24 protein-coding genes, 2 tRNA genes and 1 pseudogene are annotated in these 24,007 nt (G+C 60.4%); 10 read left to right on the top strand and 17 right to left on the bottom strand.

Annotated elements, in window-relative coordinates; all coding sequences use genetic code 11:
* Positions 1 to 45 precede the first annotated feature (45 nt).
* Positions 46 to 309 (top strand): DUF4148 domain-containing protein, encoded by a 264-nt coding sequence (locus ABQJ48_RS30000; RefSeq protein ID WP_367841581.1) that lies wholly within the window; start codon positions 46 to 48, stop codon positions 307 to 309.
* Between the two features lie 81 nt (positions 310 to 390).
* On the opposite strand, the gene ABQJ48_RS29995 is transcribed toward ABQJ48_RS30000, so the two are convergent.
* Positions 391 to 693 carry a DUF4148 domain-containing protein gene (locus tag ABQJ48_RS29995; RefSeq protein WP_367841580.1) on the bottom strand — a complete coding sequence of 101 codons (303 nt, stop codon included), beginning with the start codon at positions 691 to 693 and terminating at the stop codon, positions 391 to 393.
* The gene (locus ABQJ48_RS29990) at positions 690 to 854 is read right to left on the bottom strand and encodes a hypothetical protein (protein ID WP_367841579.1); all 165 of its coding nucleotides are present in this window, start codon (positions 852 to 854) and stop codon (positions 690 to 692) included. The genes ABQJ48_RS29995 and ABQJ48_RS29990 overlap by 4 nt, the downstream gene beginning before the upstream one ends.
* 422 nt (positions 855 to 1,276) lie before the next feature.
* Here ABQJ48_RS29990 and ABQJ48_RS29985 point away from each other — a divergent pair, with 422 nt between their 5' ends.
* Complete coding sequence (locus tag ABQJ48_RS29985) at positions 1,277 to 1,426, top strand: hypothetical protein (protein ID WP_367841578.1); 150 nt, start codon at positions 1,277 to 1,279, stop codon at positions 1,424 to 1,426.
* A gap of 218 nt (positions 1,427 to 1,644) precedes the next feature.
* Here ABQJ48_RS29985 and ABQJ48_RS29980 read toward each other — a convergent pair.
* Both ABQJ48_RS29980 and ABQJ48_RS29975 read right to left on the bottom strand, forming a co-directional pair.
* A pseudogene (locus tag ABQJ48_RS29980) lies at positions 1,645 to 2,692 on the bottom strand (HAMP domain-containing protein); the annotation flags it as partial.
* Positions 2,693 to 2,855: 163 nt separating this feature from the next.
* Positions 2,856 to 3,254, bottom strand: coding sequence for a hypothetical protein (locus tag ABQJ48_RS29975; protein WP_367841577.1), 399 nt, complete (start codon positions 3,252 to 3,254; stop codon positions 2,856 to 2,858).
* A gap of 119 nt (positions 3,255 to 3,373) precedes the next feature.
* On the opposite strand from ABQJ48_RS29975, the gene ABQJ48_RS29970 reads away from it, so the two are divergent.
* The gene (locus ABQJ48_RS29970) at positions 3,374 to 4,726 is read left to right on the top strand and encodes a dicarboxylate/amino acid:cation symporter (RefSeq protein WP_367841576.1); all 1,353 of its coding nucleotides are present in this window, start codon (positions 3,374 to 3,376) and stop codon (positions 4,724 to 4,726) included.
* Between the two features lie 80 nt (positions 4,727 to 4,806).
* Here the strand turns inward: ABQJ48_RS29970 and ABQJ48_RS29965 are convergent, their stop codons facing one another.
* The 3 genes from ABQJ48_RS29965 to ABQJ48_RS29955 form a co-directional block, all read right to left on the bottom strand.
* Complete coding sequence (locus ABQJ48_RS29965; RefSeq protein WP_367841575.1) at positions 4,807 to 5,379, bottom strand: OsmC family protein; 573 nt, start codon at positions 5,377 to 5,379, stop codon at positions 4,807 to 4,809.
* A 41-nt stretch (positions 5,380 to 5,420) separates the two neighbouring features.
* Positions 5,421 to 6,353, bottom strand: coding sequence for a hypothetical protein (locus tag ABQJ48_RS29960; RefSeq protein ID WP_367841600.1), 933 nt, complete (start codon positions 6,351 to 6,353; stop codon positions 5,421 to 5,423).
* Positions 6,354 to 6,575: 222 nt separating this feature from the next.
* Complete coding sequence (locus tag ABQJ48_RS29955; RefSeq protein WP_367841574.1) at positions 6,576 to 7,604, bottom strand: AraC family transcriptional regulator; 1,029 nt, start codon at positions 7,602 to 7,604, stop codon at positions 6,576 to 6,578.
* Positions 7,605 to 8,283: 679 nt separating this feature from the next.
* Here ABQJ48_RS29955 and ABQJ48_RS29950 point away from each other — a divergent pair.
* Complete coding sequence (locus ABQJ48_RS29950; RefSeq protein WP_367841573.1) at positions 8,284 to 8,448, top strand: hypothetical protein; 165 nt, start codon at positions 8,284 to 8,286, stop codon at positions 8,446 to 8,448.
* 558 nt (positions 8,449 to 9,006) lie between these two features.
* On the opposite strand, the gene ABQJ48_RS29945 is transcribed toward ABQJ48_RS29950, so the two are convergent.
* Complete coding sequence (locus tag ABQJ48_RS29945) at positions 9,007 to 9,171, bottom strand: FmdB family zinc ribbon protein (RefSeq protein ID WP_367841572.1); 165 nt, start codon at positions 9,169 to 9,171, stop codon at positions 9,007 to 9,009.
* Positions 9,172 to 9,568: 397 nt separating this feature from the next.
* A complete protein-coding gene (locus ABQJ48_RS29940) occupies positions 9,569 to 10,150 on the bottom strand; it encodes a hypothetical protein (RefSeq protein WP_367841571.1) in 582 nt (193 codons plus the stop codon).
* A gap of 379 nt (positions 10,151 to 10,529) precedes the next feature.
* Here ABQJ48_RS29940 and ABQJ48_RS29935 point away from each other — a divergent pair.
* The 6 genes from ABQJ48_RS29935 (at position 10,530) to ABQJ48_RS29910 (ending at position 16,368) form a co-directional block, all read left to right on the top strand.
* Positions 10,530 to 10,605: transfer RNA gene (locus tag ABQJ48_RS29935), tRNA-Gly, on the top strand.
* A 23-nt stretch (positions 10,606 to 10,628) separates the two neighbouring features.
* Positions 10,629 to 10,703 (top strand) — tRNA-Thr (locus ABQJ48_RS29930).
* 50 nt (positions 10,704 to 10,753) lie between these two features.
* Positions 10,754 to 11,908 (top strand): lysozyme inhibitor LprI family protein, encoded by a 1,155-nt coding sequence (locus tag ABQJ48_RS29925; protein ID WP_367841570.1) that lies wholly within the window; start codon positions 10,754 to 10,756, stop codon positions 11,906 to 11,908.
* Positions 11,909 to 12,119: 211 nt separating this feature from the next.
* Complete coding sequence (locus ABQJ48_RS29920) at positions 12,120 to 12,338, top strand: hypothetical protein (protein ID WP_367841569.1); 219 nt, start codon at positions 12,120 to 12,122, stop codon at positions 12,336 to 12,338.
* Positions 12,339 to 12,672: 334 nt separating this feature from the next.
* Positions 12,673 to 13,338 (top strand): Crp/Fnr family transcriptional regulator, encoded by a 666-nt coding sequence (locus tag ABQJ48_RS29915; RefSeq protein WP_367841568.1) that lies wholly within the window; start codon positions 12,673 to 12,675, stop codon positions 13,336 to 13,338.
* Between the two features lie 294 nt (positions 13,339 to 13,632).
* On the top strand, positions 13,633 to 16,368 hold the full coding sequence (locus ABQJ48_RS29910; protein WP_367841567.1) for a UPF0182 family membrane protein: 2,736 nt from the start codon (positions 13,633 to 13,635) through the stop codon (positions 16,366 to 16,368).
* A 10-nt stretch (positions 16,369 to 16,378) separates the two neighbouring features.
* On the opposite strand, the gene ABQJ48_RS29905 is transcribed toward ABQJ48_RS29910, so the two are convergent.
* The 8 genes from ABQJ48_RS29905 to ABQJ48_RS29870 all read right to left on the bottom strand — a co-directional run bounded on the left by ABQJ48_RS29905 (position 16,379) and on the right by ABQJ48_RS29870 (position 23,924).
* Positions 16,379 to 17,074, bottom strand: a complete 696-nt coding sequence (locus ABQJ48_RS29905; protein ID WP_367841599.1) for a GntR family transcriptional regulator — start codon at positions 17,072 to 17,074, stop codon at positions 16,379 to 16,381.
* 17 nt (positions 17,075 to 17,091) lie between these two features.
* Positions 17,092 to 18,183 (bottom strand): ABC transporter ATP-binding protein, encoded by a 1,092-nt coding sequence (locus tag ABQJ48_RS29900; RefSeq protein WP_367841566.1) that lies wholly within the window; start codon positions 18,181 to 18,183, stop codon positions 17,092 to 17,094.
* Between the two features lie 16 nt (positions 18,184 to 18,199).
* A complete protein-coding gene (locus ABQJ48_RS29895; protein ID WP_367841565.1) occupies positions 18,200 to 18,994 on the bottom strand; it encodes an ABC transporter permease in 795 nt (264 codons plus the stop codon).
* Position 18,995: 1 nt separating this feature from the next.
* Entirely contained in the window at positions 18,996 to 19,880 is an 885-nt protein-coding gene (locus ABQJ48_RS29890; protein WP_367841564.1) for an ABC transporter permease, read from the bottom strand.
* Positions 19,881 to 19,930: 50 nt separating this feature from the next.
* Positions 19,931 to 20,962, bottom strand: a complete 1,032-nt coding sequence (locus ABQJ48_RS29885) for an ABC transporter substrate-binding protein (RefSeq protein WP_367841563.1) — start codon at positions 20,960 to 20,962, stop codon at positions 19,931 to 19,933.
* Between the two features lie 63 nt (positions 20,963 to 21,025).
* Positions 21,026 to 21,340: an NIPSNAP family protein gene (locus tag ABQJ48_RS29880; protein WP_367841562.1), complete on the bottom strand. Its 315-nt coding sequence runs from the start codon at positions 21,338 to 21,340 to the stop codon at positions 21,026 to 21,028.
* Between the two features lie 31 nt (positions 21,341 to 21,371).
* The gene (locus tag ABQJ48_RS29875) at positions 21,372 to 22,844 is read right to left on the bottom strand and encodes an aldehyde dehydrogenase (RefSeq protein ID WP_367841561.1); all 1,473 of its coding nucleotides are present in this window, start codon (positions 22,842 to 22,844) and stop codon (positions 21,372 to 21,374) included.
* A gap of 36 nt (positions 22,845 to 22,880) precedes the next feature.
* Positions 22,881 to 23,924, bottom strand: a complete 1,044-nt coding sequence (locus tag ABQJ48_RS29870; protein ID WP_367841560.1) for an LLM class flavin-dependent oxidoreductase — start codon at positions 23,922 to 23,924, stop codon at positions 22,881 to 22,883.
* Positions 23,925 to 24,007: the final 83 nt, after the last annotated feature.

The following is a 24,007-nucleotide window of genomic DNA, read 5'->3' as shown; positions in this document are numbered from 1 at the left end:
ATTCGATTGGCGCCGGGCATGTCATACAGCATGCTGGAGGATGTGATGAAAACTCTGACTTTGATCCCTATTGCGGCATTGGCGTTATGCACCACGCTGGCCTATGCAGGCGACGACGCCAACACAGCGAATACGGCAACCGACAGCAACGCAGCCATGGCGTCGGGGGCAGTCGGCGGCACGCCCGCGGGCGGTAGCATGAGCGGAGCACCCGTTGGCAAGACTCGCGCGGATGTCCGTCAGGAATTGCAGCGCGCGCAGAAGGACGGCACGCTCGATCGCTTGAACGCGCTCTACGGCGGGTCCTGACTGCCCACCGCAATGATCACTATTGCCGGCGGGTGAACCCGTTCTTGCATGACGGCTTCCACCTGCTTTGTCTCAGCCGGATTAAAGGTTCTGGCACTCCGTCTGGAACCAATAGTCGACCAGGCGCTGCGCCGCTTGCAGATCGTCCGGGTAGTAGGGATCGTCATACCACGGTGACGGGTCGTAGCCCGCTTTCCTCAGGGCGGCAAGTTCGCTATGGTGTTGCGCCATCGTCGGGGGCGCGTTTGTCTTGAGCGCCGCCAGGTCCCGGCACTCTGTTGGAGTGAGATGCGGCCCGGTGTACGGCATGCCGCCAGCGGCACAGCCCGCGAGCAAAACCACCGAAGCGGCAAGTATTGACCGTGTTATGGGCGGCTTTTTCATAATAGGTGCCCTTCCCTGAGAATGCGCGAGCATGGCCAGTGGCATGCCGCCGCGGCCGGCGCCCATGTCACCTCGAAACCGGAGCCGCCGTCGCCTTCTTTCACCACCTTGTAGATGCGAGACGTCCGGACCTTCTCGCCGGGTTTGTGCTGTTCGGCCATGTCACGCTCCTTGCGTTGATCTGCGTGAATAGCAAGCATTGTTCCGGCCCGGCTATCGCACCGACAGGTCAGCGAAGCGCGTCGCGAATGAAGCATGCGAGGTGGACACCTCGATGTATCCAGAAGTATGAGCGCGTCATGCCCACGGAGGACTGCAATGACCATTCGTACAATGGTTTTTCTTTGATCGTCCATCTACCTTGATTCCATGGACTTCGCGATTTGATTTCGCGGTCGCGATGAGCAGAAGCCCAAGAGATTGGGTCCAACTGCGCCCAGACGATCCGGTGTCGGCGGTAACGACCAGCGTCTTCTACGCGATACATAAGAAGAACACTGACCAGATTGCTCAATCACCTTTCGTCCGGGCGACTCGACGAAGGTTGCCAAGCCCCGAATCGTGGATGTCATAGGAGATTGACATGTTCACCTATTCGATCCGTTATCGCGATGTCTGCGGCCGTTGGTCGGTTGCCTTCGCACAGGCCGCTTCACAGTCCGACGCTGAGGCGATTGCAACCTGCCGTTATGGCGCGTTCCATTCCGTCAGCCGTGCCCGATTGGTTCCTTGAACAACGTAGGCTCGTAGCCCCACGGGCCAAAGTGGACCGTAGCGGCAATTTCGGCCCATCGCCTCGCGTACTCAGCGAATGGCTGCTGGGAGTCCTCGGGCTCGGCTTCGCATTTTGGTTCCGGCTGGGCGCATGCGGAGAGCGGGCTCAGAAGGGCTCGCTGTAAGGCGGCCACAGAAACATCCGCGCGATCATCAACGACCGATATAGCGACGCTGAGGAAGACGCCGCGTCATGTCGCCGGATGCGATTTCGTGCATCGAAGTTGCGAGGTTGCGGATGGGATCGGTCATCCGGCGGCCCAATGCAATCATGATGAGCACGGCAACCACCAGCACCAGCAGCCCTATCGTAATCAGCGCCCACGTGAGCCGATGGGCGGCCGCCATCATTTCCGATTCGGGCACGAGTGCGTAGTACTTCCAGCCGTTCTTAGGCGACGTATAAATGAGCGACCGATAATCGACGCTGTCATCTGGATATGAACAAGCCCATCGCTGCTATTGGACAGTTGTTCGTATCCGCCGCCCAAACCCTTGAGTTCTTTGAACTCGTGGCTCTTATCACGCGGATCGATCAGAATTTTTCCGCTGCTGTCCGTGACGAGCAGATAGCCGGTCTCGCCGAACCGGATGCCGCTGGTGAGCCGCGCAAAGTCGTCGAGCGAGATGTCGCCTTCCAGAACGCCGAGAATCTCGTCCTATTGTCCTTCACGACGCGCGCGAACGAAATGATCGCGCCGCCCGAGCCGGCTGCGCTCAGATAGGGCGCGGGCCGCACGACGCGATCAGGCGCCGTCATCGCCAACTGATACCACGGCCTGACACGGGGATCGTAGTGCTCGCCGTTCAGGCTTTCAATCGGCCATTGCACATAGCCGCCCCAATGCGTGCCAATGTCGAGATAGCGCATGTTGGGATGGGTGTCGCCGAACTGCTTGAGCAACGCAAAGATCGTCTTCTCGACTTCGCCGTTCTTGTCCGGCGCCATCTGACCGCCATGGTTCAGATAGTCGGTGATGCTCTGATCGGCTCTCAGCTGCGCCGTTTGCGTAAGATACGTGAGGTTCTGTTCGACCTCCTTGAAGCTCACGTCGAGCGATTGGTCCGCCTGCACGATTCTGGCGTGACTGGATTGCTCGAACTCGTCGACAGCCCGATGACGCACGTTCAACGCGCCGACCGTCGTGAGAAGTAGAACCGTGACAACGAGCGCGGCGCCAGACGCCGCGCTGAATTTGAATGCGATCGAATTGGTGAGCTTCAAAATAACCTTTGTCCAACAACAAACTACCAGCCAATATCGACTCGTGATGCGCTAATGATCCAGCGATGCGCGTCAATGCTCATTGGTTATCGGTAGATAACTGGCGGGCTTGAGGGAGCCCCGGCGCTGGATTCGACAGCGCTGGAGACCCATTCGATGACCCCTATCGCTTCAGGCTTTTATCATGTTGACAAGCCGATACAGGGTTGAGCTTCCCCCTGGGCACCTTGGCGATCGTCATCGTTGTCTTGTTCACTCCCGGTGCATGGCCTCGCGTCCGTTGTGGCTGCGGATGGCGCCCATTGGACTTCGCAATCCGCCATTCACTGGGCTCGCTCAGATTGCGTACAAAACCGCGAATGCGCAGGTTTGCAAAACCAGGCGAGATCAACCCCGGCGCCAGCACAGCGACAGGTTTGCCGCCGGTTCGCTGCAGCGCACGCTCGGGTTTGCCCGGTTGTCCTGAGCGGATACGAAGCATAGGCTTCGTGATGATTTGGTCAGAATCTTTTCGCAGGTTGCTGGGTAAGCGAGCGGTTCCGGCGATCTGCACAGCTTGCACAGGTATCTCGACTGCACTGACAGTTCGGTGCCGGGATGCTTGCCCGTCGGCATATGGGTCGCGCTGGTGTGTCAAGCAATGCTCAGAATGACGACTGAAGTGATCGTTTTGAGGCTCACATGGCTTCGCACAAACCGCTCTACAAATCGCTTTATTTTCAGGTGATCGTCGCGATCGTCGCCGGCATGGTACTGGGATTTTTTGCCCCGCATACTGCCGAGGCGATGAAGCCGCTCGGCGACGCCTTCATCAAACTGATCAAGATGATCATCGCCCCGATCATCTTCTGCACTGTGGTCGTCGGCATCGCCGGCATGGAAGACATGAAGAAGGTGGGCAAGACAGGGGGCTTGGCGTTGCTCTACTTCGAGATCGTCAGCGCTCTCGCGCTGGTGGTCGGATTGGTGATCGTCAACGTGGTGCAGCCCGGCGCCGGTATGAACGTGGACCCGAAGACGCTGGACGCGAAGGCCGTGTCTGCGATCACCAGCGGGCGGAAGTTGGAGAGCACAACCGAATTTCTAATGAACATCATCCCCTCGACCGTGGTCGACGCGTTTGCCAAGGGCGAAATACTCCAGGTTCTGTTGTTCGCATTGATGTTCGGCTTCGCGTTGCACTGGTTCGGCGGCAGAGGCACATTGATATTCGATTTTGTCGAAAAGATCTCGCACGTGTTTTTCCGCATCGTTGGCATCATCATGAAAGTGGCGCCGATCGGCGCCTTTGGCGCGATGGCCTTTACCATCGGCAAATACGGCATTGGCAGCCTGCTCTCCCTTGGGATGCTGATGCTCACGTTCTATGCGACCTGCCTGTTCTTCGTCTTCGTAGTGCTCGGACTGATTGCCAAGTTCCATGGTTTTAGCGTTTGGAAGCTGATCAAGTATCTGAAGGAAGAACTGTTTATCGTTCTTGGAACCTCCTCGTCCGAAGCAGCGCTGCCTCGCGTCATGGTGAAGCTGGAGAATCTGGGCGCGAAGAAATCGGTGGTCGGACTCGTCATTCCCACCGGATACTCTTTCAACCTCGACGGCACGTCGATCTACCTCACACTGGCCGCCATCTTCATCGCGCAGGCGACGAATACGCCGCTCGACATCACGCATCAGCTGACTTTGCTAGCCGTATTGCTGCTGACCTCGAAAGGCGCGGCGGGTGTGACGGGCAGCGGGTTCATCGTGCTGGCGGCAACGCTGTCGGCGGTCGGACATGTACCCGTTGCGGGTCTTGCGCTGATCCTCGGCATCGACCGCTTCATGTCCGAAGCGCGCGCGCTGACGAATTTTATCGGCAACGCTGTGGCTACGCTGGTGGTCGCCAAGTGGACCAACGAACTCGACCAGCCCAGAATGCGCCGGGTGTTGGATAACGAGACTCCAGAGGAAGCGGACGAGCCGGAAAAGGTCTTTGACCGTACAGACGAACGGATGCCGATCGCCACGGCGGGACCACAATCGCAGAAGCTGTAGGCAGGGTGCGGACACTGCAGTCCTGGAAAAAAGGCGGCGCGACGCAAACGATTCCGGTCGCGACGCCCACATCGCGAAGTTCACCCGACCAGAAGAGTCGATTTCAACGTGACGGCATTCGCCAGGTTGTAGACGTTGGGAGAAGTGGCCATGACCGCGTCATGGATTTCGGCGAATTGTTGCTGAGTACCGCTGCCTTTGATACGAACGGTGTAACGCAGGCTTTCGTAACCGTTTGCCACTTGCGGGTCGATCCCAAGAAAACCCCGGAGGTCGATTTCACCCTCAGTCTCAATCTCCAAAGATTCGAGCGTAATCCCGCGGACGGCGCATTGCGCCACGTAACCCACCGTTATGCAGGCATTTAACGCCGCGATCAGATGCTCTTGAGGATTGGCAAACTTATTCGAACCACCGAGTTCGCAAGGCTCATCGATATCGATGGTGAACCGGCGCGACACATCTTGCCCTCCGATCGAGAACCCCTCTACCTCGGCGCGAGTCCGGGTCTGGCCCTGCCAGGTCGTAGCTACGCGCCAGCTTGTGGTGGCTTTCGAGGCATCGCCTTTCACGCCCTCAATCAGGGCGAATAAGTCGTCGACGTTAAGGCCGTTAACGATGTTCGGTTCGTTGGTCAGTGCATCGGTATTCATGTTCCATCTCCTTTACCTACGCGGATTGTTCAGCCTGGTTCTCATTGAAACGTGGTTAACGCAGCCTGGATGCGCATGCCCTGGTCTTCGGAGATGAGGCTATAAAGGACTTTCCCGAAATGAGGATGACGTGCGCCCGAGTGGATGTATTGCCACCGGTAAGCCAGGAGGAAATTCGATTGCACAGACAGGGTTTCTGCGTCGTCGACTGGCCGGCCGCAGTTCGCCACGAAGTAACGCGTGTCGGCTGCGGCCTGCGCCTGCAGAATGCCGTCGATGGCGGCGACCAGCTCGATGAATTCGCCAACCGCCTTGTCGCGATCACTGGCCGTCACAGTCGCGTCGTGACGCGTCCATTCAAGTTCGTCGAGGATGGCGTGCTGGCTCTCCTCCTTCCAATGGTAGAGGAACACGTTCTTGAATAGCTCCGATAGCTGATCGTCTGGATCGATACTCTGGCGGTAGTGCAGCTGGCTGAATAGTTCGATATCGAGCGTCAGCGCCAGGACGGCCCACGTGCTTTTACCGAGCACGACAGAGGCAACGGCATCTGGATCGACGTCGAAGCGATAGCCCGGGGGAAGCGTTTCACCGATCATCTCGTCGATGCGACGAAATAGCGCCTGATGCTTGAGTTCCTCGTCGCTGAATCGGACCAGCGCCTCAAGCGCCACCTGGTCGCCGAGCCAATAGTCACGGCTGACTTCCAGCATCTTCGCGTTGATGAAGCGCTCTACCAGTCCGAAAACTTTCGCATACGTGCGTCCCTGAATCTGGCTGACGAAACGCTTTTCGCTCTCGGAGAGCGTGATGAAATTCGGAACGAGTGAGAGCCCGTCGGGCAGATACTTTTGGGACCTGTCAAAGGTGCGGCCTCCAATTACGTCACGGTCGATGTCCCAACTGACCATCTTCGAGGCGCGAATGCACCGGGCGTAACGATCGCGGTCAGAGAGTCGCGATACAGCATTCATGGCATTTCTCCCAATACGGACCGACGTGCGGTCGAGCTGTGGATGTCCATCTACAGGCCGGAACGACATGGCTGATCTGGCGTTCCGGTGCGCTCAAATGTACGATCGGGAGACGAGAGGTTCTATGATCAGGCCGCCGGGAGATATGACCGAAACGCCTGGTCAGCTTTGAAGCGTGTGAATGAACCGTTGGATTAAGCGGTCGGTGCTACTGCTGCGGAGTTACGTGTTACCTGTCACACCGAGTGCGGCCTGCGCAGACTCTGCAGCGCCATTCGTCTTTCCTTTGCTCTTGCGCCAGCCTGCCGGCGGCATTCCAAATTCCCGCCTGAAGGCTCGACTGAACGCGGCCTCCGACTCGTAACCAATCTGCTCCGCTACAGCGGCGAGTGACTTACGGCCGATCAGCAGTTCCTGCGCCGCGAGGTGCATGCGCCATCGCGCCAGGTACTGCATTGGGGGTTGTCCAAGAAGGTGGGTAAAGCGTTGCGCCAACGCGGAGCGCGACAACCCCACCTTGCGCGCAAGCTCATCAACGGTCCAGGGGTGGTCTGATTGAGCATGGAGCAACGAAAGCGCACGTCCCACATAGCGATCGCGCACGCCGGCCAGCCACCCTGTCTGATCGCCAGGTAGCGCTTCAATGCAGCTACGGACTGCCTCGACAAACAACAGTTCGGACAGTCTGGCGAGGACGATCGTTCCGCCCGCACGCGAACCGGCTGCCTCGGCGGCAGCCAACTTCAGAGATGACTCAAGCCATGCTGCACGCGGATCGCGACGCATATCAATCTTGAAGAGTCGCGGCAGCGATGACAGCAGTGGGTTGCTCAGTGTATCGTCGCAGGCCAGAAAGCCACAGACGATGCGAGTCGTAGCTCCGCCCCCTCCGTAGGACACCGCCATGACCTCACCGGGTGTTGCCGCCATGGGGCCGGCTAATAGCAACTCCGATGGAATGGGCGAGAGATCCACGGCGCTGCCGATCAGATGCGTTTCACCTTGCGGCACCACGAGCAGTTCCCCAGCACTAAGATGAATAACCGAATGGGGGTCGCCTGCAAGCTGGGCACAGCAGTTGCCGTCGATGACGAGATGGTATGAGACTACACGCTCGGATCGCGGCAGATACTCCGCGCAGAGCGCAGCATCCGTGCGGCCTATAACACACCACGGTGCGGTAAACGTTCCGTTCAGATACACAGCGCCGCTCAGCCGCACAGCGCGCAGAACGTCAGAAACAGCATCCATAAATAACTCGGGTGAAATGCGATTTCCCCGGCAAGGGAACCGGGATGCCGGCCAGTCGTCGGTCTGGCCGCCCCGTACATGTTATACCTGCTGCGGCATTCCATGACGAATCCCTTACCGAGGATTTCACCGCGCTTTAGCCCATCGCCGCGCAACTACTGTGGACGTTCGCGCCTCGCCGTTAAGCGAACATGCTGACCCCAGTTGGTTCCGGCCTCAGGCCCGTTCCGAGTTTCCGCTTCCGCTTCCGCGTGGCAATCGCGGTTCGGATTCGCGTTGCGCCCGCGCGGTGACGTCTTGTCTCATCATCTCAGCCCCTGCGGGGCTACTCGATACCTTTGAGTGTGGGCGCATCGCTGCACGATACAACTGCGTGGAATCAGCTCGCGCCTTTCGCCGGGAGGGCCGGACAATCTTTCTAGACGCGCCGAAATGGCAATGCGAACCCCAAGGCAAGACTTGGACGATTGAGCAAAAAACGTCGACGCGCGGGCAGGACGGCGACAGGTTGCGACAGGCAAAGTTCGTCATAGGACGGGACGTGACAGATCAACGTCATCCGTGCTTCGCAGCCAAACCTTCCACCGATTCGGGAAGCCCGGCGCGCCTCCAGACTTGCGCAGATCGGTCCACGCACAGCGGCTTACCGGTTCGGGCAACGAAACAGCGTGAGATGCCTATGAAACGCCTGATAAGCCGTGCGATGTACCACCCGCTCATCGCGCTATCCATGTTTTATTTGACCGACCTGATGCACAACGTCGACTACAGCCCGGCCGGGGCTTTGCTCGTTCTGGCAGCAAAATCGATGTCCCATGTCGTGCGGCTATTCAACAAGGGATAGTGCCATACGACGTACGGCAGGAGTGTGAATGAGCGGTTGCAACTTACGCTGGCTAACTTGGCAATCACGCTACCCTGTTGAAGACGATGAGGTCGACACCGAGCAAAGTGATCCGGGATTTTTCAGCTGTCGAAATGTCGGACGCCGGACTGCCCGTCCGGTTACCGAGGCCGAGGCCAACGTGGGCAATGATGAGTCTGTCTTCGGCACTCAATGTGCCCGATCTCGTGATGTCCTCAGCAACTGAGCCTAGCGACAACGACGTCGGCCCCTTCGCTGCTTTCAAGTCTTTTCTTGACCACTGCTGATGGGTCGCACTGGCTTGACACGGCCGACTTTTCTGCAGCGCAACACATTCTAAAGGCAAAGGGATTTCATGTTCCGAATAGTCGCTCCTGTGGGAAACCGAGCGCGATTCCGGGAATAGAAGTTCTCCAGACAACAGTTACTTCCCGGCGACGATTCTCCGCCGCATCCAGTCCTTCGGACATGCCATGCTGGATTTTACGGCGAATCGCATCCGAGAAAGATGGTGACGACAAAGAACAGCGCCGCAGATCAACTCTTTCGCGACGTCTTCGCGACAAACGGCGTTGGGATGTGCTGAATCTTCTCGCTTCCGCACTTCGGACAATTGGGATGAGCGGTCGCATGTTCAGCCAGATGTTCGGCATGTTCGAACACTTCGCCGCACTTCTCGCACCTGTACTGGTAAGTCGGCATGGCATTCCTCCAACGCGAAAACCCGCGCGTCACGGCGGCCAGATACCGCCAGCAACGCCCGGCAGTATAGTACTCATTCTAGTGCAGGAAAGCCCGACAAGCGCAAGCGAGTGCTTCGCGCCCGGCGCTCATCGGATGAGCCGCAGGCAAGGGCCGGATTCCGTGCATGACCAGGTTGTTGCAAGCAACGGCGCGCCCCGTCGGCTGTGTGCCGCTCTTCGTGACGGACCGGGCCCGACGCGAACGCGGGAGCGCAGTCCGCCGAAGCGCCGTACTGCCCACTCCCCTGACCCGGTTGCCGTGCGACCCGGAGCGCTTTAGCCCGGGAAAGCAACCCATGCCCCGCTTGTGGCTAATGCACGCCGCGCCACTCACCGCCGAGACAACCCGCATCGCCCTAATGAACGCGCCTTGCCATCTCGCGATACAGCGAAGCGCCTATCTCGACCATTTTGGCCAAGCTCGGATCCTTTATCAGGTGGTAGCTATCGACTACCTTGCCGCGCCGGTATGCAAGCGGGTAAACGTCGCTGCTGGTGAATATTCCGGCGTTCTCGACAGTGGTGTGGATCAGCACGATGTTCTGGCCCGGAACATCGGTAAATACCAGGTCCGCCCGGTCGAGGACCGCCATGTCGTATTTGACGTGGACGATCGCACGAATCCGCGCGCCAGGGACCGCGTACCGCTTGACACGTCGATCGTGTTGGTCTTTGAGGACCACCAAGCCTCTATCCGCGTCGCGATCGATTACGTACGGATCGCCAAGCGGTGCGCCGCACGCGGTCTCAGCTTGATAGACAGCGCGTAGCGGGCCGATTTCGTACGACGCGATCCAGTCGACGCCCTCGATGTCGCTTGGCTCGCGTTGGGTTTTGAGGGTCCGCGCGGCATGCATGTCGGCGGCACCGGAACTCGCGGCTATCGATAGATCGGTGGTAATGGCGAGGAATACTGCGAGCAATAACAGTCGTTTCATTTGAAGTTGGCTTACCATCGCACCGCGCTTCCCGGTTCAGTACATGCAAACCCGCTTATTGCAACCGGCGCGGACACCCGGAATAACGGCTGCCGAGTGCCGATCTTGACCGTCGATGAGTAATTCTGTTGCTCGGGTCCAGAAACGACCGCGCGTCCGACCGTCAACTGCCGCTACCTGTGGTCCGGTCGAGCGCCCGGCCGATATCGCAAAACCCACTCCGGCGCAGAGAGAAATCAAAAACTTGTACGCCATAAGCAAGCTAATACTGTACACTCCTGCTCCGGCCAATAAGCCCCTGATCCTCAATAGTTCAGTCGGTGAGCGTGGAACCGTTAAGACGTAGATTCGGTTCGAGCCATGGTCTGTAGTGAGACATGCGGGAGTAGCTCAGTTGGTAGAGCGCAACCTTGCCAAGGTTGAGGTCGCGAGTTCGAGCCTCGTCTCCCGCTCCAGTTAGAAAAGCGTGCAAATAGGCGCCCATGTGGCTCAGTGGTAGAGCACTCCCTTGGTAAGGGAGAGGTCGGCAGTTCGATCCTGCCCATGGGCACCAACAATATGCGAGTCAGGCTGCAGACATAGATCGGCTGGAGTTTTCGCCCCTTGTTCAAGGGTGAAATGCCAAGCCAGCGGCACGCCAGGACAAGTTTTAACGCCGGCAGAACTCACTCCTTCTCGCCGCGCTCCCTCGCTTGCTTACGCGTGAATATCATGCTGATGCAGCAGCAGACCACTACTCGACACACATCCACAGGTCGCCTCGCGAATCAGCGACACCGCGCTCGGCAAATTCCCTACGTGTTGATCGTCAGTCTGTTGGCCATCTCTTTGCTGCCGTCGATCGCGACAGCAGCAAGCTTCGACTGCCACAACCCAACGACCCGTTTCGAAAAAACAGTCTGCGCCGATCCGAAGCTATCGGCGCAAGACGTCGTAATGACGTACCGCTACGAAGCTGACCTGCAATTACTGTCCGACCAGGGGAAAACGTTTCTTCGCGCGGGCCAGCAGCAGTGGCTAAAAGTCGTGAAGATTTTGTGCCTTGATAGCGGCAAGAATGCAAATCCGGCCTCATGTATGCGACGGCAATACGCTGACCGGATCGACGATCTGAACAATGCGGTCATTTCCCTGGGTCCTTTCGTGTTCAGCCGCGTTGACAATTACACGTCGATCGGAAAACAGGAAGTCACCGGCAGGCCACTGGAGCAGCACACCAGCCTGCCGCGAATCGATCGTCCGATGTCCGCGCAAGCCGTGCAATGGAATGCTGCGATAGTTCGATCGGCCGCGAGCGCACGAGCGAACTGGTGTTTCGGCGACGCGCAAACACCCGGCGACCACTCTACGCGTTTCAAGATTCGCTCTGCCACGCCCGACCTTATCAACGTCGAGATGTTGCACACTGAGCAGTGCGCTGCGGGGGCGCCTTCGCAGACCATGAGCAACGTTTCCTACCTGCTTAAGCCAGCCCTGCATCGCCTGAGGACGGAGGACCTGTTCAAGCCGGGTAGTGGATGGGAAACGTTCCTGAGCAATCGCGCCTCGCGCGTATTGAACCCCGACACGTTCTTTGCTGATGGGATCAACGAAGGCGTGCGCGATCCGGCGGCGTGGTCGTTCACGAAGGCGGGACTTCTTATTTCATTCAACCCGGGCGTGGCAGATGCCATAGCATCGGGCATTCTCGAAGTGACCGTACCTTGGACCGATCTGGATCGTTTCTTCGTGCCCGGAGCGCCCATACCGCGACTGTGACCCAAACGCGACACCAGCGTCACCCGGGATGAAAAGGAATGGGCCCGTCGAAGCGGGCGTTCCTTTTTCTGGAGCACTGGTCCGCGCCAAAGCAGTACCTGGACAATCACACCATGAGCGGCGCACCGCACAGATCAAGAATGGCTGCCGCGTAAACTGTCCGTAGATCTATGCCCCCTTTCCACGCATAACGCAACCGGGAGCCACGGCGATGGACTTCGACCGCATGCAGCAGGTATTGGAAACCTTGCAGGCGCAGTGCCCGCATACCGACCCGCGCGGAATCGACGTCTGGACCCACGCGATCACCTGCGCACGTCAGGCACTTCTCGGACAACAAATCAAGGACGACAGCGCCGCTCGCACGACTGTCCATGCTCGGATGTCCACCGGCGCGCGCAGATCGCTTCGCATTGTCCAACGCAGCTAGGCGGCCGCCCCGGCCGCGCGATGTCCGCAAGTCACGCTTACAACAGATGAGCGATGTACTCCGGGAATCAGATGGGCAATTGCGCTCAGGGTCGTCTCGATACGCAAATTGGGGGGCGTGCGCGTCGGAAAATGCTTGCAGTGCGGCGCGCCTGCAACACAGCTAAACCTCATATGAATGCCGCGAACGCCTGCGGGGAGCGGGTGCGCCCCGATTTAGCCGAACCTTACAAAAACTACAACCACCTGAGATCGTAAAGAACGTCAAATTTTTGTTAAATCTTGTAGAATCGCGGCCGATATATATAGGCGATGAATACATAACCCGACACCCGATGGAAGCACTTCTAAGAAAGCAGACCCTTTTTTCTATGGCAAGTGACGACATAGTGAAGAGAGCCGGCGCGATGGTCCGCATGGCCGAATTCGCGCCCGGCGATCACGTTTGCTTTCAGGGCGACCCGCGATCCCCGCTGATGCTGGTGATCTCCGGACAATTGCGTACCTCCACTCTCTCTGAGGACGGTCGGGAAATCCCGGTGCGCACGGTCAATGTCGGGCAATCGGTCGGAGAAGAGCCGATCCTTTTGAACTCTTCCATTCACGGCAATATCGTGGCGGTCCGGAAAAGTACCGTGGCCCTTTTCAGCCGAGCCCACGCGCGGCAGTTGTTCGATGAGCCCAACGTGGCGCGAGCGCTGAACAGCTCGATGGCCGGCCGGGTCATGCATCTTGTCGAACGTCACGCGTTGCAGGGGCTCTCGCGCGCGGACGCTCGAATCTCCGCTGTCATCGAGTCGACGATCGGCAACTCGGAAAAGGATGAATCGCCCCTGATCGAACTCCCGAACCAGGCCACGATCGCGGCAATGGCAAAAGTCAGCCGCGAAACGGTGTCGCGCGTGCTGAAATCTCTAACGGCTCGCGGCGTCATTGTGAAGGAAGGCCGACGGATTCGCGTTCGCGATCGCGATACGCTGCATAGGTTGGCTGCTGGCTGATATTTGCCTCGCGCTTCGCTGTATCTAGAGCATCTCGGCGAGTGCTTCGCGGTCTCGCATCGTTTCATCGAATTGACCCAAGCCCGCCGCTCCCTCAACAGCGTGCGCTGTCTTGCGTCAACGCGTTGCAGAGCTCAACGTGGCACTACCCAGCGAAGCACTGCCGTACCCGCCGGTCTACAATCGTTGGGACATGACATGGCCGGGCAGCTTCCGCCATGGCAACCGCAGTCCGCAGAGAGCAACGGTCTGATCGCAGCCGGTCGTGAATGACAGGTCGGCGAAGGAGCAAGCATGCCGCCGCAAGCGCTATCTCGCGCGCGCGTCAGACGCGCCGCGGTCATCGTTGGCATTGTTATCCTCGGCCTCATTGTTATCGGACGCGCGGCTCGCGTCCTCGTCGACTGGCTCTGGTTTTCTTCACTCGGCTATACGGGCGTTTTCTGGACGATCCTCGACGCGAGGCTCCTGCTATTCGCTGCCATCTTCGCTAGCTCGGCGGTGACCATTGCGGCGTCCGGCCTGCTCGCGCATCGTTTCGCGGTGGGCCCGGATGTGTCGCGGCTTCCTCTGCCACTGCAGAGCATCATCCTCGATCAGGTCGCGCCCCGCATGCCGTGGCGCTATGCGATTGCCGGCGCCGCGATCGCGATGAGCCTGTTGATCGCAGCCGGCGAAGTCTCCAACTGGGATCTGGTACTTCGCTTTCTTCATCAGGTGCCGTTTGACGAACGAGATCCGATCTTCGGCAACGATATCGGCTTCTATCTCTTCTCCTTGCCGCTCTACCTGGCGTTCAAGAACTGGCTGCTACGCGTGCTCTTTTGCAGCGCCGCTATTGCAGCCGTGATCTACGGCGTGCGCGGCGACATACAGATCGAGAAGCCGCGGCGCGCGCTGTCACGAGCCGCTGCCATTCATGGTTCAGCGCTGCTCGGCTTGTTCTTTGTGGTGAAAGCGGGATCCTACTGGCTCGATCGCTTCCTGCTGCTCTATGGCAATAACGGCGTGGTAGTCGGCGCGGGCTATACCGACGTCCACGTGGTGTTGCCGATGCTGTGGCTGCTGACTGGGCTTGCCACCATCGCAGCGCTGGCTTGCTGGGGCAACATGCGCTGGCGCAGCTACCGGATCGCTGTTGGCTCGGCGCTGCTGGTATTCGGCGGCTCGCTTGTGTTCACCGTCATCTATCCGGCGCTATATCAGCGGTTCTATGTGAAGCCGAGCGAGCTGAGTCTCGAGACGCCTTATATCAAGCACAACATCGCGCTGACACGCACCGCCTATGGCCTCGGAAAAATCGCCGTCAGACCGTTTTCTGCGGAGCAGACGTTGAGCCTGGCCGGTTTGCAGAGCGATCGCGCGACCATCGACAACCTGCGGCTATGGGATGTACAGCCGCTGATGGATACCTACGCGCAGTTGCAGGAGATCAGGACGTACTACAGGTTTCTCTCCGTGGACATCGACCGCTACCGGCTCGACGCCGGCTACAAGCAAGTGATGCTGTCCGCTCGCGAGCTCGATACGTCGAGGCTTCCCGCCAATGCGCAGACCTGGGTGAACCTGCACCTGCTGTTCACGCACGGCAACGGTGTGGTGATGTCGCCCGTCACCGAGAAAACTGCGGAGGGTTTGCCGTCGCTTTTTCTGCAGGACATTCCGCCTGTCTCCACTGGCGGCCCGGTAGTTCAGGAGCCGCGCCTTTATTTCGGGCAAGGCGCTCAGGGCTACGTCATCGTCAAGGGCAGCGTGCCGGAATTCGACTATCCGCATGGAAAGGACAACGTCTACACGACTTACAACGGGCACGACGGTATAGGCGTCGGCAGCCTGTTACGACGCATCCTCTTCTCCTGGCAGCTCGCCGACCCAAATATCCTTTTGTCCAGCTATATCACCGGGAGCAGCCGGATCCTGCTTCATCGCAACATTGTGGACCGGGTGCGCACCATCGCGCCATTTCTCCAACTCGATAAGGACCCCTACATTGTAGTGAGCGGAGGCCACCTATTCTGGATAGTGGACGCGTATACCGGCAGCCGCTGGTTCCCCTATTCCCAGCCTGCCACCGACGACGATAAGAACTACATCCGCAATGCGGTCAAGATCGCAGTGGACGCATACAACGGCACGGTGACGTTCTTCGTCAGCGATCCTGCCGATCCGATGTTGCGTACGTATCAGCGCATCTTCCCAGGCATGTTCCGGCCTCTCGATGCAATGCCCCAGGACCTGCGTCAACACATCCGCTATCCGGAAGATCTGTTTCTGATTCAGGCGCAACTCTATCGCACTTACCATATGGACGCGCCGGAAGTCTTCTACAACCGCGAGGACCTTTGGCAATTTCCACGAGAGCCGGGCGGCATCGACGCCGGAAACACTGCGGGCACGCCCATGACGCCGTACTACATGATCATGCGTTTGCCCGGCGGGCAGCGCGCCGAGTTCGTCATCCTGCTGCCGATGGTGCCCAGTCAGCGAGAAAACATGATTGCGTGGCTGGCGGCACGTTGCGATCCACCGGAGTACGGCAAGCTCATCGTCTACACGTTCCCGAAGGACAAGCTGGTCTATGGGCCGTTCCAGATCGAGGCTCGCATCCAGCAGAATACCGAGATCTCGCAACAGATTTCACTGTGGAACCAGATGGGCTCGCGCGTCATTCGCGGCCATCTCGTCGTGGTGCCGATCGAGAATTCGATTCTGTATGTTTCCCCGCTGTACTTGCGCGCAGCGTCGGGGCAGTTGCCGGAGCTGAAGCGGGTGATCGCCGCATATGGCGACCGGGTCGTGATGCAAGATACCTTGGCGCAAGCGCTTCAGGCCCTCTTCAAGGAAATTTCACCCGCGCCATCGACATCGTCGGGTACAGCTGACGCGCGTGCGCGCGAGGCGCTCGCGAACTATAACCGCGCGCTCGAACGCCTCAGAGCAGGAGATTGGAGCGGCTTCGGCGCGCAGCTCGATGCACTGCGGCCGCTTCTTGAATCGCTAGGCGGTGCGCCGCCGCAGAATCAAAAGTGACCTTGGAAAATCAAACGGACGACTCGGCAACCGGATGCCGCAGCATCTGCGCTGCGATATCCGCCACCCGGGACACGTGATCCGCAGCGGCGTCGCGCGCCCGCTGCGGATCACGCGCGCGGATTGCATCGAGAATCAGGTTCATCTCGTGGACGGCCTGCCGGCCGCGGTCGTCGGAGGCGATGGTCATTGCGCGCAATCGGTTGATCCGCGCATTGAGCGTCTGCACGATTTCCCACGAGACTTTTTTGCCGCCGCCGTGGAACATCGCCTCGTAAAACGTGGTTGTCAGCTCACGCACCGCCAGATGCGCGTGCGCTTCGAAGGCTTGGCCGATGCGCGCGATGCACCCGGCCAGCAGCGTAATCACGGCTTCATCCGCATGTAGCGCGCAAGCCATTGCCGCGTCGCCTTCCAGCAGCGCGCGAATCTCGTAGATTTCAGCGGCCGTATCGGCATCGAGCCGCGCGACGATCGGCCCCTGGTTGGGTATCGAATCGACCAGTCCTTCCGTCTCCAGATGCCGTAACACTTCGCGCACGACGGTCCTGCTGACGCCCAGTTCCTCACACAGCGATCGCTCGACCAGCCGTTCGCCCGGACGAAAATGCGCGTCGAGAATCGCCGTGCGCATTTTCTCGAGCGCCAGTTCGCGCAGCGTCGTGGTGCGGCGTTCGACTTTCAGCGAAGGCAGTGCGTCACTCATGATGTGCATGACCGTGCTCATGCCTGCGCGAACAGCCGCACATCGCGGGTGTCCCAATCGACGAGCGCCTGCGTGCCGATCGACAAGCCGCTGTCATAGCGGTGTCCCGCCGGCATGCGAATCGAAATCTCCTGCTGCCACGGTGTCGCGACGGCGTAGTGCATTGCGTCGCCGAGATACGTGATATCCCGCACGGTGACGGGCAGACCCGCCGCACCGGTTGCGTTGCGCGGCGCATGAATGCGCATCTGCTCCGGCCGGATCATCAGCGTGCCTTCATCGCCTGCCGTAAGCACCGGATTGAAGGTGCCGGACGTCACCGCATGACCGTTGGGGAAGACACCGCTCATCCGCCCATCGCTGTTCGACGTGACACGCACCGGCAGAAAATTCGAATTGCCGATAAAGCTCGCGACGAAGCGCGACGCCGGATTCCCATACAGTTCCTCGCCGGTGCCCACCTGCTCGATGCGCCCCTTGTTGAAGACGGCGATGCGATCCGACAGCCGCAACGCCTCTTCCTGATCGTGCGTCACATAAAGAATCGTGACGCCCGTCTCCTGATGAATGCGGCGCAGTTCGAGCTGGATTTCCTCGCGCAGTTTCTTATCGAGTGCTGACAGTGGTTCGTCCATCAGCAGCACGGGCGGATCATAGGCGAGTGCGCGGGCGATCGCGACGCGCTGCTGCTGGCCGCCCGACAATTGCGCCGGCATCCGGTCGCGGCATTCGGCCAGATGCACGAGCTTGAGCATCTGTTCGACCTTGGCCTTCACTTCGGCATCGGGACGGCGGCGCACGCGCAAGGGGAATGCAATGTTCTCGCCAACCGTCAGATGCGGAAACAGCGTATAGCGCTGAAACACCATGCCGATGTGACGCTTGTTCGGCGCGACGGACAAAAGCGGCTTGCCGTCGAGCAGCACGCGCCCGTCGCTCGGCTCCTGAAAGCCCGCGACGATATAAAGCGTCGTGCTCTTGCCCGAGCCCGACGGCCCGAGAAAGGTCATGAACTCGCCCTTGCGCACGTCGAGCGACACCTGGTCGATGGCGACGACGTCGTCGTAAGTCTTGCGCAGGCGCTGGATTTGCAGAAATGCGGCAGTCATGGCTGATTCACCTCGGTTATCGTGCGCGGCGCAGCAGGGCGCCCGCCAACATCAATACGGTCGTCAATCCGACCAGCAGCGAAGACGCCGCCGCCACGACGGGCGTCAGGTCTTGCCGCAGCGTTGCCCAGATCCGCACGGGCAGCGTCTGCAGCGTCGGGCTCGACATGAAGATCGATACCACCACTTCGTCCCACGACGCGAGGAACGAAAAGATCGCGGCGGCGAACAGGCCGAGCCGGATCGCGGGCAACGTGACACGCAGCTTCACCTCCAGTGGCGACGCGCCGCAGATCAGCGCCGCGTCTTCGAGCGCGGTGTCGAAGCTCGATAGCGAGTTGCTGATCGAGATGATCGAGAACGGCAGCGCGATGATCAGATGGCCGATCACGAAACCCGTCATCGTGCCGTTCAGGCCGATGCGCAGAAAGAATGCGTACAGTGCGACGGCCAGCACGACGACGGGTAGCACCATCGGTGTGAGGAAGAAAGCCTGCACCGCGTTGAGTCCGCGAAATCTTCCACGCACGAGCGCGAGCGATGCGAGAAAGCCGATCAGCACCGAGAGCGCCGTGACGATCGCCGCGAGCTTCGCGCTCGTCAGCAGCGAATCGACCCAGCCGGCGTCGGTGAAAAGCTGGCGGTACCACTCCAGCGTCCAACCGGGCGGCGGAAAGATCAGCCACTGCGAATCCCCGAACGACAGTGCGACGATGAACACGATGGGCAGCAGAAGAAACAGCGCAACGGCAGCGCCGACGGCGAGCAACATATAACGCAGCGCGCCCAGACGATCGAAATCGAGCAACATGTCAGCGGCCTCCCGTGGTTGCACGCGCACCGCCGGTGAAGCGCAGTTGCAGCGTGTAGAGCGTCAGCGTCACGGCGAGCAGCACGAAAGCGGCTGCACCGGCGAGGCCCCAGTTCAGCAATTGCTGCACGAGCTGGGCGATGAGCTCCGCGAGCATCATGTAGGACGCGCCGCCTAGCAGCGCGGGCGTGACGAAATAGCCGAGCGCCATCACGAACACCATCAACGCACCGGAGGCGATGCCCGGCATCGCGAGCGGCACCAGCACGCGCCAGAATGCTTGCCAGCGGCTTGCGCCGCAAATCGCGGCCGCACGCAGCGTGGATGGATCGATGCTGCGCAGCGTCGCGTGCAGCGGCATGACCAGGAACGGCAGCATGATGTACGTCATGCCGATGGTCACGCCGATCAGGTTGTTGACCAGCGTGAGCGGTTCGTTGATCACGCCAAGCGCCATCAGCAGACGGTTGATCGGGCCGGTCTGCTGCAGCAGCACCATCCACGCGAAGGTGCGCGCCAGCAGATTGGTCCACATCGACAGCAGCAGAATGGCGAACAGCAATGAACTCAGCTTGCGCGGCGCGATGGCGAGCAACCATGCGGTTGGGAATCCGATCACGAGCGTCGCGAGCGTCACGACGGTCGCCACCAGAAACGTATTGCCGAACACGCGCAGATAGGTCGTCGAGCCGAGTAGTTGTGCGTAGTTACTCAGGCCCGGCGTCGGTTCGAGCACGCTGCGCAACAGCAGCGACAATACCGGCAGCAGAAAGAAGATCACCAGCAGCAACAGCGCGGGCACGAGCAGGCGGATGCTGCGCCAGTCGCGCCGCCGGCGCGGGGCCGTCGCGGGCGGATGCGCGACGGTACTCAGAACATTAGGCATGGTGTCTCCCATCCACTCAGATTGCGATGCGGCGCTCACGTGCCGCGCGCTTACTTCGACTGCCACGCATACCAGCGCTTCGCGATCGCATCGCGGTTCTGGGCCCAGTACTTCATGTCGAGATTGATTTGCGAGGACTTGTACTGATCAGGCAGCGTCTTCGCGATGGCGGGCGACATCAACGCGGCCGACTTCACGTTGATCGGCGCATAGCCGGTATCCGTCGCGAACTTTGCCTGAGCCTGCGGGCTCGTGGCCGCTGCCAGGTATTTCATTGCTTCCGCCCTGTGCTTCGCGCCCTTCGGGATCACCAGCATATCGGCGGCCGTCAGGTTCTGGTTCCACGAGATGCCGACCGGTACGCCGGTCTGTTCCAGCGCGTGCAGGCGGCCATTCCAGAACATGCCGATGGGTGCCTCACCCGACGCAAGCAGTTGCTGCGATTGCGCACCGCCACTCCACCAGACGATATCGCCCTTGATCGTATCGAGCTTCTTGAACGCACGGTCGAGGTCGAGCGGATAGAGCTTGTTGGGCGCCACGCCATCGGCGAGCAGCGCGATCTCGAGTACGCCGGGCGCCGACCATTTATAGAACGTACGCTTGCCGGGGAATTTCTTCGTATCGAACAGATCGGCCCAGGTGGTCGGCTGCGCAGCCGTGTACTTCGCCTTGTTATAGCCAAGCACGAACGAATAATAGAAGCTGCCCACAGCATCCGATGTCGCGAAGCGCGGATCCAGATCGTCTTTCTTGACGACGGAATAGTCGATTGGCTCGATCAGTCCCGCCTGCTGCGCGGCGTACGCGAAATCGCCTTCGACGTCCACCACGTCCCAGTTCACATTGCCGCTGTCGACCATCGCTTTGAGCTTGCCGTAATCGGTCGGGCCGTCCATCAGCACATTCACGCCCGTCGCTTGCGTGAACGGCTGCGCCCAGTTCTTCTGTTGCGACGACTGCGTGGTGCCGCCCCAGCTCGTGAATACGATGGGGTCCGCGGCCAGCGCCGGTGCCGCCGCGAGAGTTGCCGCGCACAGGGCGATCAGCGGCGCGATTGAGAAGTGGGTTCTGCTGCTCATGTCTGTCTCCAAAGATGTCGGTTTTATGGTGGCAATATCTACGGCGGACCGTCGGCGGCGCGCTCAGGTCAGCGGCGAAAAACGCGCTGGCTTCATGATCCTGTTTTCCATCTCTTCCATCAGCGCCTGAATCTTCGGCGCAAAGGCCTGCCACGCGCGATCTTCGGCGAGCGCGGCGCGGCGGCGCTCGCGTTCGTCGAGACTCGGATAGGCCCAGATATGCACGATCTGGTTCTGCGGTCCAATCTCTGAGACGAAGTAGCCGACGAGTTGACCTAGATAGCGCTTCTGCAACTCGATGCCCTCTTCCTCCACGAGTTTCAGATAGGCGGGCACGGCGCCGGTTTTGATGCGGTAGGTGCGAATTTCGTAGAACATGCGGGCTCCTCCGGTTGCGAGTGTCGGCGGTTTAGCGCATCACGAACGGATCGGCGATCGGCTCGTCCGACGTGCGGATCCACACGGACTTCGTGCGCGTGTAGTCGAGCACCGCTTCGAGCCCGCCTTCGCGACCCAGGCCGGACAGGCCATAACCGCCGAACGGCACGATCGGCGACACCACGCGATACGTGTTGACCCACACGATGCCTGCGCGCAGCGCGCGCGTGAGTCGGTGCGCCCGCGTCAGATCGCGCGTGAACACGCCCGAAGCGAGGCCATAGCGCGTGTCGTTGGCGAGCGCTACGGCGTCCGCTTCCGTATCGAACGTGACGACGCTGAGCACGGGGCCGAACAGTTCTTCCGTCACGCTCGGCACCTGGGCGTTCGCGCAATCGACGATGGTGGGCAAAAAGTAGTGGCCCTGACCCACGCCTTGCGGTTGCTTGCCGCCGGTGACGATACGTCCGCCCGCTTCGACGCTCGCGCGCAGCACCTTTTCGATGTGCTCCAGTTGACGACGCGTCGCGAGCGGCCCCATCTCGGTCGCCATGTCCTGCGGGTCGCCGATGCGAATGGTCTGCGCCTTTGCGACGAGCTTCTCGATCAGCGCGTCGTGAATGCCGCGCTGAACGACGAGGCGCGAGCCCGCCACGCAACTTTGTCCGGTCGCCGCGAAAATGCCCGCGACGACGGCATTGCCGGCGCTCTCGAGATCGGCGTCGTCGAACACCAGCACGGGCGACTTGCCGCCGAGTTCCAGCGACGTCGCCGCGAGGTTTTCCGCCGAATTGCGCACGACGTGGCGCGCCGTTTCAGGCCCCCCCGTGAACGCGATGCGCGAGACCAGCGGATGACTCGTCAACGTACGCCCGCAATCGTTGCCGAAGCCGGTCACGATATTGACCACGCCCTTCGGAAACCCCGCTTCGTGCACGAGCCGCGCGAATTCGAGCAACGGCGCCGGGCCGTCTTCGGAGGCCTTGAGAACGATCGTGCAACCCGCAGCGAGCGCGGGACCCACTTTCACCGCCGACAGGAACAGCTGCGAATTCCACGGCACGATGCCCGCGACCACGCCCACCGGCTCGCGCCGCAGCGTGACGTCCATGTCGGCTTTGTCGACCGGCAGCCACGCGCCTTGAATCTTGTCCGCGAGGCCTGCGTAATAACGGTAGTACTCCGAAACATAGCCAATCTGGCTGCGCGTCTCTCGGATGATCTTGCCCGTGTCCCGCGTTTCGAGTTCGGCAAGTCGTGGTGCATGTTGGCCGACGAGCTCGGCGAGCTTGTAGAGCAGCTTGCCGCGGGCGCTCGCCGTCAGATTCGCCCACGCGGGATCGCTGAGCGCGCGATGCGCCGCCTTGACCGCGCGGTCGACATCTGCCGCGCTGGCGGCGGGCATGCTCGCCCACACGCCGCCGGTCGATGGATCGACGCTGTCGAAATGCTCGTGCGCGTCTTCGAACGCACCGTCGATGTATTGCTGGAACCGCTGGACCATGTCAGCCACTCCGTGGAATTAACAAAGGCGTGCGCGTCAGCGCGCGTCGAACGCGGGCATCACGTCGGAAATGAACAGCTCCAGCGACTTGCGCTTGCGCTCGAAGCTCATATGGCTGTCGAGCCAGAAGCTGTACTGGTCGTAGCCAAGCTCCTCGTAGCCTTTGAGGCGCGCGATCACCTGCTTCGGCTCGCCGATCACCAGGTTCTTGCGAATCGCCTCGGGCGAGTACTGCGGGAACATCTCGACATCGGCATCCGCCAGCGGCTCGATGAAACCCTGCTCGACCGGCCGCTCGTTCTTGAACCATTTGCTGAAATAGCGGTAAAAGCGCGCGAGGTCGTCCACTGCCGCATCCACTTCGGCGGCATTCGCGCCGACGAACGTGTGCATCAGCATCATCACCTGCGGGCGCGGCACGTCGGGGTGTGCGGCGCAGGCGGCGTTGAAGCGCTCCATCAGATTCACTACCTCGGCGTCGCCCTGAGCGAGCGAGGTCACTTGCACATTGCAACCGTTAGCGATGGCGAACGCATGCGAGTTCGGATCGCGCGCGGCGAGCCACATCGGCGGATTGGGTTGCTGGATGGGGCGCGGCACGGGCGTGGCCGATGGCCACGACCAGAACTCGCCCTGATGCGCGTAATCGCCTTCGAAAAGCTTTCGCAACGCGGGCACCAGTTCGCGCATGCGCGCGCCCGCGCCCATTGCGTCGAGGCCCGGCAACATGCGCTCGTATTCGAACGAGTAGGCGCCGCGTGCGATGCCCAGATCGAGCCGCCCGTTACTCGCCACATCGACCATGCCCGCCTCGCCCGCCAGCGCGATCGGATGCCAGAACGGCGCGATCACGGTGCCCGTGCCCAGACGAATACGTTCCGTCTTCGCGGCGAGATACGACAGATTGACAAAGGGATTAGGCGCGATCGTAAATTCCATCGCGTGATGCTCGCCGATCCACGCTGTTTCGAAACCGCCGCGCTCGGCGAGCTGCACGAGGTCGGTCATCTGGTCGAATAGTGCGCGATGCGACGTGGTGTTGTCGTAGCGCTCCATATGCAGGAACAACGAAAACTTCATGATGGCTCTCCCGTATCGACCGGAGTTCGTGCGTTGGCACGGATTCCGGCCCGTACTGCGGGCTGCGCGTCGTGCGCAGCAGG

Origin of the sequence: Paraburkholderia suaedae (assembly GCF_040812055.1) — a bacterium.
GTDB lineage: Bacteria > Pseudomonadota > Gammaproteobacteria > Burkholderiales > Burkholderiaceae > Paraburkholderia.
This window is presented reverse-complemented; position numbering and strand designations above follow the sequence as displayed.